This window comes from Flammeovirga pectinis, from assembly GCF_003970675.1.
Taxonomy (GTDB): Bacteria; Bacteroidota; Bacteroidia; order Cytophagales; family Flammeovirgaceae; genus Flammeovirga; species Flammeovirga pectinis.
Genome location: NZ_CP034562.1, coordinates 3,972,868 through 3,986,373, shown reverse-complemented (window position 1 = coordinate 3,986,373; position 13,506 = coordinate 3,972,868). Strand labels below are relative to the sequence as shown.

At 33.8% G+C, this 13,506-nt stretch carries 8 protein-coding genes; 6 read left to right on the top strand and 2 right to left on the bottom strand.

What is annotated here, in order from left to right:
* Nucleotides 1-4: 4 nt before the first annotated feature.
* The 3 genes from dxs (at nucleotide 5) to nhaC (ending at nucleotide 5,486) form a co-directional block, all read left to right on the top strand.
* On the top strand, nucleotides 5-1,945 hold the full coding sequence (dxs, locus tag EI427_RS16150) for a 1-deoxy-D-xylulose-5-phosphate synthase (RefSeq protein WP_126616657.1): 1,941 nt from the start codon (nucleotides 5-7) through the stop codon (nucleotides 1,943-1,945).
* A gap of 210 nt (nucleotides 1,946-2,155) precedes the next feature.
* Nucleotides 2,156-3,886 (top strand): GAF domain-containing protein, encoded by a 1,731-nt coding sequence (locus EI427_RS16145; protein WP_170178503.1) that lies wholly within the window; start codon nucleotides 2,156-2,158, stop codon nucleotides 3,884-3,886.
* A 160-nt stretch (nucleotides 3,887-4,046) separates the two neighbouring features.
* Nucleotides 4,047-5,486 (top strand): Na+/H+ antiporter NhaC, encoded by a 1,440-nt coding sequence (nhaC, locus tag EI427_RS16140; protein ID WP_126616653.1) that lies wholly within the window; start codon nucleotides 4,047-4,049, stop codon nucleotides 5,484-5,486.
* Between the two features lie 431 nt (nucleotides 5,487-5,917).
* Here nhaC and EI427_RS16135 read toward each other — a convergent pair whose 3' ends face one another.
* Nucleotides 5,918-7,327: a methyltransferase RsmF C-terminal domain-like protein gene (locus EI427_RS16135; RefSeq protein WP_126616651.1), complete on the bottom strand. Its 1,410-nt coding sequence runs from the start codon at nucleotides 7,325-7,327 to the stop codon at nucleotides 5,918-5,920.
* A gap of 252 nt (nucleotides 7,328-7,579) precedes the next feature.
* Between EI427_RS16135 and rpsO the strand changes: the two genes are divergently transcribed.
* The 3 genes from rpsO (at nucleotide 7,580) to EI427_RS16120 (ending at nucleotide 11,465) form a co-directional block, all read left to right on the top strand.
* On the top strand, nucleotides 7,580-7,855 hold the full coding sequence (gene rpsO / locus EI427_RS16130; RefSeq protein WP_126616649.1) for a 30S ribosomal protein S15: 276 nt from the start codon (nucleotides 7,580-7,582) through the stop codon (nucleotides 7,853-7,855).
* A 254-nt stretch (nucleotides 7,856-8,109) separates the two neighbouring features.
* Nucleotides 8,110-10,386, top strand: a complete 2,277-nt coding sequence (gene pnp, locus EI427_RS16125) for a polyribonucleotide nucleotidyltransferase (protein WP_126616647.1) — start codon at nucleotides 8,110-8,112, stop codon at nucleotides 10,384-10,386.
* A gap of 215 nt (nucleotides 10,387-10,601) precedes the next feature.
* Nucleotides 10,602-11,465, top strand: coding sequence for a sigma-70 family RNA polymerase sigma factor (locus tag EI427_RS16120; RefSeq protein WP_044207596.1), 864 nt, complete (start codon nucleotides 10,602-10,604; stop codon nucleotides 11,463-11,465).
* A 318-nt stretch (nucleotides 11,466-11,783) separates the two neighbouring features.
* Here the strand turns inward: EI427_RS16120 and EI427_RS16115 are convergent, their stop codons facing one another.
* On the bottom strand, nucleotides 11,784-13,418 hold the full coding sequence (locus tag EI427_RS16115; protein WP_170178502.1) for a tetratricopeptide repeat protein: 1,635 nt from the start codon (nucleotides 13,416-13,418) through the stop codon (nucleotides 11,784-11,786).
* Between the last annotated feature and the right edge of the window lie 88 nt (nucleotides 13,419-13,506).

The following is a 13,506-nucleotide window of genomic DNA, read 5'->3' as shown; positions in this document are numbered from 1 at the left end:
AGTTATGCTAATTCAACCGGGTGAACTTCTTGCCAAAATCGATAATCCTGCGGATTTGAGAAAATTACCTCTTGATAAATTATATCAAGTGTGTGAGGAGTTACGTCAATATATTATAGATAATGTATCTATTTATGGAGGACACTTTGGAGCAAGCTTAGGTGTTACAGAATTATCTGTAGCCATGCATTATGTATACAATACTCCCTATGATAGAATTGTATGGGATGTAGGTCATCAGGCTTATAATCATAAAATACTTACAGGACGTCGGGATCAATTCCATACTAATAGACAGTATGGTGGTTTATCAGGTTTCCCAAAAAGAGACGAAAGTGAATACGATACATTTGGTGTTGGTCATTCATCTACGTCAATTTCTGCAGCATTAGGAATGGCAATCGCCTCTAAAGAAAAAGGAGATGATCGCCAGCATATTGCTGTAATTGGAGATGGATCTATGACGGCAGGGATGGCTTTTGAAGCAATGAACCATGCAGGTGCATCGGATGCTAACATTCTTATCATTTTAAATGATAACAGAATGGCCATTGATCCAAATCAAGGTGCTTTAAAAGATTACTTGACAGATATAACAACTTCTCCTTTTTATAATAAAATAAAAGATGAAGTTTGGAACATGTTGGGTAAAGTCAAAAAGATTGGACCACATGCTCAACAAGCTGTATCAGCTGCAGAAAATGCTTTAAAGTCTGCTTTATTAGAACAAAGCAATTTATTTGAAGCTTTAGGTTTACGATATTTTGGACCAGTAGATGGTCACGATATAAATCATTTGGTTCATGTAATGGAAGATTTGAAAAAAATTCCAGGACCAAAAATTCTTCATGCTGTTACTGTAAAAGGTAAAGGCTATGCTCTTGCAGAAAAAGATCAAACTAAATGGCATGCTCCAGGTAAGTTTGATAAATTAACGGGAGAGATTAAGAAAAAGGTTTTCACAACTCCACAAGCACCTAAATATCAGACTGTTTTTGGTGAGACCATTTTAGAAATGGCACGTGAAAACGAAAAAATTATGGGTATTACTCCTGCAATGCCATCGGGTTGTTCATTAAATATAATGATGAAAGAAATGCCCGATCGTGCTATTGATGTGGGTATTGCCGAACAACATGCTGTAACTTTTGCAGCTGGTTTAGCAGCAGAAGGAATGATTCCTTTCTGTAATATCTATTCTTCGTTCATGCAACGTGCCTATGATCAGGTTGTTCATGATGTCTGTATCCAAAATTTACCAGTTATTTTCTGTTTAGATAGGGCAGGTTTTGCAGGAGCAGATGGAGCTACACACCACGGTGCTTATGATATTCCATTTATGCGTTGTATTCCAAATTTAGTGGTTGCAGCACCAATGAATGAAGCAGAATTAAGACACATGATGCATACAGCTGTTAAACATAGAACGTCTCCATTTTCTATAAGATACCCAAGAGGGCAAGGTGTAATGCCGGAATGGAAAGTACCTATGGAAGAAATACAAGTAGGTAAAGGTCGAAAAATTAAAGATGGTGAAGACGTAGCTGTATTAACTTTTGGACATATAGGAAATTATGTTGTTCAGTTATCAGATCGTTTCCAAGCTGAGGGTATTAATCCTGCTCATTATGATATGCGTTTTGTAAAACCTATTGATGAGGAAATGCTTCATGAGGTTTTTACTAAATTTGACAAAGTTGTTACTATAGAAGATGGTGCAATTATGGGCGGATTTGGTAGTGCAATTCTAGAATGGATGATGGACAACGGCTTTACTAATAAGCAAATTGTACGTCTTGGTATTCCAGATACAATTATTGAACAAGGCGAACAATTGGAGCTTCAGAAAGAAGCAGGTTTTGACCATGATGGTATTTTAGAAGCAATTTTAAAACTGTCTTCTAATGTGAAGTCAAAAAGCAAAGTTTTAGTTAAGAGTAAATAGAAAAATCTACTAGTTTTTGATAAAACTATGGATTGAGGCAATATTTTTGAAGTAAGGACTGTTTTAAAAGCAAAGCTTTTAGCAGTCCTTATTTTTTTGACTGAAATTTAAGCGTCCGTTTACTTAGAGATAAATTAAATTATGATCTTTCGTAAGACTTTCCGTTTTAGACTCATTGTATTGTTTGTAGTAAACACAACCCTACTGTTTATGACTTTAGGCACAGTGTATTTTACAGCAAAATCTTTAATAGAAACTAGTGAACTAACAGAAAAATTTAAACAATGTTCTTCGCTCTATACAGAGTCAGAAATTTATTATAAAAACTTTCTCTTAGAAGATTTAATTACATCAGAATTTTATAAAAACAGAAAAAGTACAAATACAGTTCGTTCCATAAACCTTTTAGATTCTTCTTTAATTGCAGTCGAAGAAGTAAGAAAGCAAATGGATGAGTTGGATGATCCTAGAGCAAAGGAAATGGAATTTTTAAGGGCTGACTTAGAGCAATTAAAAGCACAACAAGATTTTTTAATGCGTAAATACCTTGACCTCGGTTTTAAAGATTGGGGAATGATAGGAAATATGCGTTCTAAAATTCATAAAATAGAAGCTACCGGATTTAATTACAACTTAGGCTTACTCTTAACAATGAGAAGAAATGAAAAAGATTTCTTATTAAGAGGTGAATCAAAATATATTAAATCTTTTGATGAAAGTGTAGAGAACTTTGAAAAGCATATCGTAAAGGTCTATCAATTACAAAGAAGTTCTTCTTTTACAGAACAAGATGTTAGAAATCTTAGGGCTAGTTTAGCAGCATATCAATTTGGTATGCATAAAGTAGTTGATTTAATGAAATCGATTGGAAGAGGACAAAATTCTGGTTTGATGAAGCAAGTTTCTGATTTACAAGGACAAATAAACTTACGTCTTCTAAGCCTTTCTGAAAATGTACTTTCTAATAATGCTACCTATGTTAAATGGATGGTAGCGGCATTCTTATTTATCTTCTTTTTACAATCTGTAATTTTAGGATGGTTTATTTTTAGATTTACAGGAATGTTAAACAGACGTTTTAATTTCTTATTTAAAATATCTTCTGCTTTATCAGCTGGTCAGAAATTAGATAAATTAAAAGAAGAGTCTAAAGATATTTTTGATGAAATTAAAGAGATATCAACAAAAATATTTGAAGTAGATGAGCAGTTTAGTGCTGCCAACGATTTTTCTAAAAAAGTTACAGACGGAAATGTTGATGTAACTTATCTTAAACGATTTGAAAATACACCTCTAGCAAATGATTTACTTCAGATGCGTAATAAATTTAGAGATGTACAAGAAGAAGAGTACCGAAGAAATTGGGCAACACAAGGAATGGCTGATTTTAACCAACTTCTACGTGTTAAAATGGAAGACGAAGAAGAATGGTTTGATAATTTATTAAGGAGAATTATTGAATATATTGGAGCCAGTCAGGGTACTTTTATTTTAGTTCAAGAAAATAATAAGCAACAACAAGTACTACAAGTAATGGCAATGTACGCTTATGATAAAAAACGCCATGAAGCTAAAAAATACGATATAGAAAGTGGTCTTTTGGGGCAAGTATATAAAGAGCAACAAATGGTTTACATTGAAGATGTTCCAGATGATTATATCAATATTACTTCTGGAATGGGAGGTGCTAAACCTAAAAGTCTTGCCATCTTGCCATTGATGTATAGTGATAAGATGTACGGAATTTTAGAAATTTCATCATTTAATAAATTTGATGATTATAAGGTTGATTTCTTATTAAAATTGTCAGAAGTTATCGCATCTAGTATTTCTGATATGGATACTTCTAGAGTAGTTATTCAACTGAGAAATCAGTTAGATGCTCAAAAACAGCGAATTAACGAATTAGAGAGGGAAATTTCTGAGATAGAAAAAAATTAAGATAATTTTAATATTCTCTAACATTAGTTATACAATTAATACTTAAGGGCTTTGATTCTCTCTATGGTAAAGAGTAGGAATCACAGCCCTTTTTCTTAGTTTTACCAACAACAAATATAAACAGGATTAAATAAGGCGTTGCCGCAACAACTTTGTCACTATGAATGAACACAGAAAACCTACGTTTTTAGAATCTATTATACCAATTCTATTCTTACTCGTCATGCTCACTATAAATGTTTTAGTGTTTAAAGACGATGGCCTCTCAGGATCAAATCAAGTTATTTTAATGTTATCAACGGCCGTTGTAGGTTGTGTTGCTATTTTCAGATTAAATGTAACATGGGATACTTTAATGGATGGCATAGTAAATAGTATAGGTACAGCAATGCCATCAATATTAATTTTACTTTTAATTGGTGCCTTAGCAGGTACTTGGCTGTTAGGTGGTATTGTACCAGCTATGGTTTATTATGGTCTTAAAATATTAAACCCATCAATATTCTTATTTGCAACAATAATAATTTGTGCCATTGTATCTGTAGCAACTGGTAGCTCTTGGTCTACAATTGCAACAGTTGGTTTAGCTTTACTAGGTATAGGAAAAACACTAGGTATGAGCGATGGCTTAGTTGCAGGAGCAATTATAAGTGGTGCTTATTTTGGTGATAAAATGTCTCCATTATCAGATACAACAAATTTAGCCCCAGCAGTAGCAGGAACAGATTTGTTTACACATATAAGATATATGCTATATACAACAGTTCCTTCTTTTGTAATAGCCGCTATCCTATTTTTAATTATTGGATTTGGATACGACTCTTCAGTCTCTCAAACAGATGTTCAAGAGGTATTAGTAGCTTTAGAATCATCTTTTAATATTTCACCTTTCTTATTTTTAGTACCTGCGTTAGTAGTTGTATTGATTATAAAAAAAGTGCCAGCTTTACCTGCATTATTAATTGGGTCTTTAGCTGGTGCAATTGTTGGAATTATAGTTCAACCTCAAATTGTTGAGAGAATTGCTTCTGGAATGAATGAAGGATGGCAAAGCTCGTACATGGTTTTAATGAAATCTATGTATGAAGGTGTATCTATTGAATCTGAAAATGTGATTGTATCTGGTCTACTTTCATCAAGTGGTATGGTTGGAATGCTAAACACTATATGGTTAATTTTGGTTGCAATGGCTTTTGGAGGTGCTATGGAAGTAAGTGGAATGTTACATAAAATTACAGAGACAATAATTTCTAAAGTAACAAGTGAAACTGGCTTATTTGCCTCTGCTGCATCAACCTGTATTTTCTTTAATGTAACAGCATCAGATCAGTATTTAGCAATTGTAGTACCGGGTAAAATGTATGCAAATGCATTTAAAGAAAAAGGATTGGCTCCAGAGAATTTAAGTAGAACATTAGAAGATACAGCAACTGTTACGTCTGTATTAGTTCCTTGGAATACGTGTGGAGTAGCACAGTCTACAGTTTTAGGAGTAGCTACGGGAGCTTATTTACCTTATTGCTTTTTCAACCTACTTAGTCCGATAATGACAGTGTTATTTGCTGCATTAAAAATTAAGATTAAGAGAATTGATGATTAGAAAGTAATAAGAAACCTCAAAAGGTTTTACTTAAAATATATAGAAGGAGTATGTACTGAATAGGTATGTACTCTTTTTTTATTAAAAACGACACGTTTTTTGATTATTAAACATGTTAATGTTAACATTTTAACACCATTTTAGGGTTTAAAATGGGATTTATTTAATAATTGTAAATAAAATTACCTAGAAAGTGTTTGTATTAATAAACTTTTTCTTACATTTACATCAGATAAGACATTAAAGATTAAAAAATATTTAAAATTTTTGATTGATAATGGGTTAATAAAATTAGGTTTAACAGGAAAGAGCTCGCTGCTTCAGCTAGCTTTTTTTGTTTTTAAAGGTTTCTTGTTTTTAAAGAGACTATAAAACAGAAAAAGGAATACATTATAATGTATTCCTTTTTCTGTTCTTGAATAGTTGTATTACTACACATTCTTCACTAATCTATGCTCAGTTGGATAATAATTATTTAATCTATTTGGGAGTACTTTAACCCAGCCTAATACTAAGCCTTTGAATTTTATAAGTGCCCATCCTTTAACACCTTGAATAGTTTTGATGCTCATGTCTTGTTTTTTCAAATAGTCTATAGCATCTCTATATTCAACTTCAGTACTAGGTATATTTGATGCAATAATGTTTGAAACAGCAAGTTCGTGATCAGGAATCAGTTGGTTGTTCTTTTTATTAAGTCTACCCATTTTAATTCCCTGATGTCTTACAGTTTGAGTTACAAATAACATCTTGAAATCTTGGACTAGGTTTTTAGGAATTGCATAAATTTCATCTTCCTCTTCATAGAAGTCAAAATCATTTCCATTCTCTAACCATTTTCTCATTTCTTCAGATTCTCTTTTTCTTAACATGAAAACCTGTTTCATCTTTTTAGGTGATACACTAAATTTTTGATGTCTTGATGGCTCTCCTTTTTTTATAAATGCAGTTAAGAAAAGCCCTTCACCAGTTGTTTTATGAAAAATAAAACGATAGCCAGTAGCTTTTACACCATTCTTTTCAACTTCTATTTTTGTGATCCCCCAACTAGGATCAAGATCAATTTCTAAAGGTTCAAACTCTTCTGAATCTAAAATTTGTTCTAAACGTTCTTCGTTTTCTTGAGGAGAGAATGTACAAGTACTGTATATAAATAACCCTCCTGCTTTTAAAGATTTAGGGATATAATCAACTATTTCTTTTTGAACATCGCTACAAGAGTTAATCAGCATAGGTGACCATGCGTCTATTGTTTTAGGATCTTTTCTAAACATCCCTTCTCCAGAGCATGGTGCGTCTGCAACAATTACATCAAAATACTCTCTTAATTGTGTAAAACTATCAGAATAATTAGCTGTTACAATTGTATTTGGGTTACCCCAACGTACAAGATTGTCAATTAGAGGAGTAGCTCTTTTGTCAACTACTTCATTAGCTACCAATAAACTTTTTTCTGTAATTAATGAATTGATGAGTGTGCTTTTCCCTCCAGGAGCAGCACATAAATCTAAAACTTTAATATCTTTTTCTAATGGAGCATGTTGTTTAAGTGCTTGCCATAAAAACATTGAAGAGGCTTCCTGTACATAATAGGCACCTGCAAAAATTAAAGGGTCTTTTGCAAACGACGGTCGTTTAGCAATATAATGAGCTTCGTCGCACCAAGGTACAGGTGTAATATCTGAAAAATCAATTTCAGCAGGTTTAAAAGGGTTTGTTCTGTAAGATACAGGAGCAAACTCATCAAATGCTTCTTTAAAAGCAATTATGTCCTCTTCAGAGAGTTGACCTTCTAATCTACTGATGAACTTTTTTGGTAATTTTTCAGCCCTATTCGACATATTATTAATGTTTTAATGGATAAACCTATGCTTTGATTCTACGAATATTGTGTTTTTTCGTTAATGAATATAGTTATGTTGAATATTATTCGGATTTTTTATAAAAGATCCTTAGTTTTGCATCCGAAATTTTTATTTAACATTCGAAGTAACTACGAATTGAGGGTAGATAATTTCGACACGCGGTTTCGCTGTCAAAAGGAATTATTATCGTGAAGTTCAAGTTTTTTCGCAAAACTAATTTGTGGTTTTATGGATTATTTAAGCCCTGAGTATAAGAAAGAAATCTTTGCTGCACATAGCAAAGAAGGTGAAAAAGATACTGGATCACCAGAAGCACAAGTTGCTTTATTCACTAAGCGTATCTCACACTTAACTGAGCACTTAAAAGTGAATAAAAAAGATCACTCAACACGTCGTGGTTTGATGAAGTTAGTAGGTAAGCGTCGTTCGATGCTTGACTATCTTTCTAAAAAAGATATCAACCGTTACAGAGCGATTATCAAAGAACTTGGTATCAGAAAGTAATTCTTTCTGGTATAAAGATACCACTCAGGGGATTCCATATTTTTGGAATTCCCTTTTTGCGTATAATACACTAACTTTTTTATCGATTAATTTCGAAAAGAAAAGTGGCAGAAAGTGATTTATACATAAAAAATCACTAATTTTTAGGGTTGGAAAAAGTTAGCTTTGACTAGCCGAATTTTAATAGCTGATAGGACCTGATCCTTAAATATCAGCTTTGTATGTAGAAAAGAATTAAACACAACACAATTACGATGTTTGAAAACGTGATTAAGAAAACAGTTGCCCTTCCTGATGGTCGTGAGATCAGTTTAGAAACAGGGAAAATGGCAAGACAAGCAGACGGGTCGATCGTTTTGCGTATGGGAAATACAATGCTTTTAGCAACTGTCGTTTCTAACCCAGAAAAAAGAGAAGGTGCTGACTTTTTGCCACTTTCAGTAGATTATCAAGAAAAATTTGCATCTGCAGGTAAAATTCCTGGAGGATTTTTAAAGCGTGAAGGACGTTTAAGCGACCGTGAAATTTTAATTTCTCGTTTAGTTGACCGTGCTATCCGTCCATTATTCCCTTCGGATTATTATCATGATACTCAAATCATGATATCAATGGTTTCTGCAGATCAAGAAGCGTTACCAGATGCATTAGTAGCTTTAGCAGCTTCTGCAGCATTATCAATCACAGATATTCCTTTTGATGGCCCTATCTCTGAAGTTAGAGTTATTAAAGATGTAAACGGTGAGTACATCGTTAACCCAACACCAGCTCAAATGGAAGGTTGTGTACTAGATCTAATGATCGGTGCAACTGCTGAAAACATTACAATGGTAGAAGGTGAAATGCAAGAAGTGGGTGAAGAAGAAATGCTTGAAGCGATCAAAATTGGTCATGAAGCTATCAAAACTCAATGTGCAGTTCAAGTAGAATTAAGAGAAGCAGTAGGCGTTGAAGGATTCAGAGAATTCGTAGGCGACGTAGAAGACGAGGAGTTAAAAGAGCAAGTTTTTACTGCCCTTTATGATAAATTATATGCAGTAGCAGCTCAAGGAATCAAAGGTAAAACAGAACGTAAAGCAGCTTTCACAGAAGTGAAAAAAGCTTACTTAGCAACTTTACCTGAAGATGAAGAGACTGCTGAAAAAATGTTTTTGATTAAGCGTTATATCGCTAAAGCTGAGAAGAAAGCTTCTCGTGATTTAGTATTGAATACGCAAAATCGTTTAGATGGTCGTGATTTAGAGCAAGTTCGTCCTATCGTTCCTGAAGTAGATGTTCTACCTTCAGCACACGGTTCGGCTTTATTTACTCGTGGAGAGACTCAATCATTAACAACAGTTACGCTTGGTACTAAAATGGACGAGCAAATGTTGGATAGTGCTATGGGATCTGGAACGAGTAAGTTCATCCTTCACTACAATTTCCCAGGTTTTTCTACAGGTGAAGTAAGACCTAACAGAGGACCAGGACGTAGAGAAGTAGGTCACGGTAACTTAGGACATAGAGCTTTACAAAGAGTTCTTCCTCCAGCAAATGAAAATCCTTATACTATCCGTATCGTTTCTGATATCTTAGAATCAAACGGTTCGTCATCAATGGCAACAGTTTGTGCAGGTTCATTGGCTTTAATGGATGCAGGTGTGAATATCACAGGAACTGTATCTGGTATTGCAATGGGTATGATCTCAGAAAATGATCCAGAAACAGGAGAATTAAAATATGCTATCTTATCAGATATCTTAGGCGATGAAGATCACTTAGGTGATATGGACTTTAAAGTTACAGGTACTGAAAAAGGTATGACAGCATGTCAAATGGATATCAAAGTTGATGGTCTTCCATATGAAGTGTTGAGAAAAGCATTAGAACAAGCAAACAGAGGTAGAGCACATATCCGTGGTATCATGGACGAAGTGATTTCTACATCTAGAGACGACTTGAAACCTCATGCTCCACGTAGTTTCGTTATGATGATCGCTCAGGATATGATCGGTGCTGTAATCGGACCAGGTGGTAAAGTAATTCAAGAAATCCAAAAAGACACTGGTGCTACTATCGTAATCGAAGAAGTAGAAAACCAAGGTAAAGTAAGTTTCTTTGCTGTTGATAAAACTGCAATGGAAGCGGCTGTTGGCCGTGTGAAATCTATTGTTGCTCAGGCAGAAGTAGGTGAAACTTACCCAGGTACTGTAAAATCAATTCAGCCATTTGGTGCATTTGTTGAATTTATGCCTGGTAAAGAAGGTTTACTTCATATCTCTGAAATCTCTTGGGAGCGTACAGAGAGTATGGATGGTATCCTTAATGTAGGTGATAAATTGGATGTGAAGTTATTGGAGATTGATCCAAAAACTGGAAAATTCAGATTATCTCGTAAGGCTTTATTGCCAATGCCAGAAGGTTTTACTCCTCCTCCTCCACGTGAGAGAAGAGAGCGTACTGACCGTGGTGGTGATAGAGGTGGTTACCGTGGTGGTGGCGATCGTAGAGATCGTGGCGACAGAGGTGACCGCGGAGGCTTCAATAGAAGATAATTATAAAAAAAAGACAGTTTAGTAGAATCTTAAGAATTATTTTGAGGTTTTACTAAACTTTTTATGTCTTTTTTTAGTCAATTATGTAGGTGGTTTACTATGTGCACGCTTTTTGCGGTTTATAATCACCTCGATATAAATGTTTTTGTCGTCTAAATACGTTATATTATATATCGGTTTGATGATAAAATCTTAACAATGGCAAAAAAGAACGGATGAGACAACTCAAGATCAGTAAACAGATCACGAACAGGGAGTCACAATCGCTGGACAAATACTTACAAGAAATTGGTAAGGTTGACCTGCTAACACCTGATGAAGAAGTAACTCTTGCAAAACAAATTCGTGAGGGCGATCAAATTGCGTTAGAGAAATTAACGAAAGCGAACTTACGTTTCGTAGTTTCTGTAGCTAAGCAGTATCAAAATCAGGGACTTTCTTTAGGTGACTTGATTAACGAAGGTAACTTGGGTTTAATTAAAGCTGCCCAACGTTTCGACGAAACTCGTGGTTTTAAGTTTATCTCTTATGCTGTATGGTGGATTAGACAATCTATTCTTCAAGCATTAGCAGAGCAATCACGTATTGTACGTTTACCATTGAACAGAGTAGGTTCTTTGAACAAGATTTCAAAAACTTTCTCTGAATTGGAACAACGTTATGAACGTGAGCCATCTCCAGATGAATTGGCAGAAGTTTTAGATGTAACAACTAACGAAGTTGTTGACACTATGAAAATTTCTGGTCGTCATGTATCAATGGATGCTCCTTTCGTACAAGGTGAAGAAAATAACCTTTACGACGTGTTAGAAAATGACATGGAGGAAAAGCCTGATACTGAATTGATGAATGATTCACTACGTAAAGAAGTACAACGTGCCCTTTCTACGTTAACTAAACGTGAGGCAGATGTTATAACACTATACTTCGGATTGAACGGTGAGCACTCAATGACATTGGAAGAAATTGGAGAAAAATTCAATTTAACACGTGAACGTGTACGTCAGATTAAAGAAAAAGCAATCCGTCGTCTTCGTCATACTTCAAGAAGTAAAGCATTGAAACCTTATTTAGGTTAATCCTAGATATTCTTTCAAGAAACATAAAAACAGCGCATCTTTAAAATGGAGATGTGCTGTTTTTTTATGTCTAATTTTTCTCTAAGCTGGAGGTCTTTTTATCTGTAGCTTATTCTTAAATCAACAGCTCTCTTTTTGAAAAAGATAATAATTGATGTAGAAGTAAAAGTAAAAACCTTTGGTAACTCAAGAATATAATACTAGTGCCTGTGCATTGTTATTGGCTCTGTTTAAAAATATAGTTAGCTAAATTTTCATCAAAAAAAAAGAGATAAAAACACATGTCTTTATCTCCTTATTCAAAAAAATAGCTAGTAGTTACCTAGCATTTATTTCATCAATACTATTGTAGATTTCTTTAACAATAGCACTTTTTTTGTATCCAATTCCTTCGAATAAATGAATTGCTCTGCGGTATGTTTTTAGTGCCTTAACTTGTTGCTCCTCTCCCATTCCTTTATATAAATCTCCTAACTCTTTAATACAAGTAGCATGTTCTACTGTTAGTGCTCCATAATATGCTTCTCTAACTTTAGCTACACTAATAAGTGCTTTTTCTGCTTTCTCTAAGCTATCTTGAGCAGTATATAGTTTAGATAAACTATACAACGAGTTACCATAATCAATGTGTTGTTTACCTACACTCTTTTCTCTAGCAGTTAATCCTTTATCAATAGTTTTTTCTGCTTCTTCAAATCTTTTATGTTCAATAAAGAAGAAAGCTAAACTATCTAAAGACTTACCGTATGTAGTATGCTCCGTAGATAAATACTTTTCAGTATCAGCAATAGCTTTTTTATACATTGCTTCTGCTTCTGTATTTTTCTTAAGAATACTATGTACCCTAGCTAGTGTAATAGATGCAGCAATTCCATCTGGAGAATTAACTTTCCCTAATTCAGTATAAATTTCTAATGCTTTTACAGTATGCTCTTCTGCTAAAGGAATCTTATTTTGATCAATCTCCATCTCAGCGAGTTCGATGTAGGTAATAGCAGCTGGTAAACTATTCTCTGAATAGGTAGTAATATTAGCTGCTAACTTTTTATTCATCATGTTATAGCTATCCATTGGAGAATGTAGTTTTTCATCAAAATGAATGGCTAATCTCTCTACCTCAGTAGCATACTTTTTATTTTTAATGCCAAATGCAGATTCTAGCACCTCTATATATTTATAATAAGCAGTAATGGCATCTTCTTTTTTACCAGCTTTCTCTAATAAATTTGCCTCTTGTAAGTACAGATGAACATAGCTAGATTTAGGAGCATCTGTTTTTTCATAAGCACTAATACTAATACTTAATTGAATAGAAGCTTCATCAACTCTTTTAAGTGCTAAATATACTTCTGCTAGTTCTGCTAAAATTTTAGCTTGATCTGCAGTTCCCTTTAAATTCTTTTCTGCTAAAGGCTCTAATTGTCTATACATACCTTCTGCTTCTTTGTATTTTCTGCCTTTAAGATAAAGCTGAGAATATTTATGTAGTGATAATGTATACTCTTTAGAATCTTTACCTTCTTTTTTCTCTCTAGTACTTAATGTCTTTTGAAAATAAACATCTGCTTGAGCAAAATTTTTCATGATTACACTATTGCTAGCAATAATCTCTTGGGTATCTCCCATCTTCTTAGAAATGGTATTACCGGATTTTTGTAACAGTTTTTCAAGTGACATATAATAGATATTAGCATTACCTAAATCTTTTAATCCTTGATAAGATTTAGCTAAATATTCTATATCTAAAATATAGTCCGGGTGCGTATCTCCAATTGTTTCTTTTCCTTGTAGTCTTGCTTTTTGAAAAAATTGAATTGCTTTGTTGAAATTTTGCTGATCGTATGCAGCTTTACCATCGGCAAAATACGTTGTAAAATTCTGAGCTCCACAATTAAAATTTATGGATAAAAATAGAATTATACCTAATAAGAGTAATTGATTGTATTTCGTCATAACAAAGTAGGTGCTTTTTGTTTGCACTTGATTTAGCATTTTAAGATGCTAACTGTGTATTATTTAGTTAATCTATCCTAATCTAGTA

What these genes read in the sequence shown, in the direction of transcription:
- dxs (WP_126616657.1), top strand. Translation starts at nt 5, where the DNA reads ATGCTAATTCAACCGGGTGAACTTCTTGCCAAAATCGATAATCCTGCG.
- EI427_RS16145 (WP_170178503.1), top strand. Translation starts at nt 2,156, where the DNA reads ATGACTTTAGGCACAGTGTATTTTACAGCAAAATCTTTAATAGAAACT.
- nhaC (WP_126616653.1), top strand. Translation starts at nt 4,047, where the DNA reads ATGAATGAACACAGAAAACCTACGTTTTTAGAATCTATTATACCAATT.
- EI427_RS16135 (WP_126616651.1), bottom strand. Translation starts at nt 7,327, where the DNA reads ATGTCGAATAGGGCTGAAAAATTACCAAAAAAGTTCATCAGTAGATTA.
- rpsO (WP_126616649.1), top strand. Translation starts at nt 7,580, where the DNA reads ATGGATTATTTAAGCCCTGAGTATAAGAAAGAAATCTTTGCTGCACAT.
- pnp (WP_126616647.1), top strand. Translation starts at nt 8,110, where the DNA reads ATGTTTGAAAACGTGATTAAGAAAACAGTTGCCCTTCCTGATGGTCGT.
- EI427_RS16120 (WP_044207596.1), top strand. Translation starts at nt 10,602, where the DNA reads ATGAGACAACTCAAGATCAGTAAACAGATCACGAACAGGGAGTCACAA.
- EI427_RS16115 (WP_170178502.1), bottom strand. Translation starts at nt 13,418, where the DNA reads ATGACGAAATACAATCAATTACTCTTATTAGGTATAATTCTATTTTTA.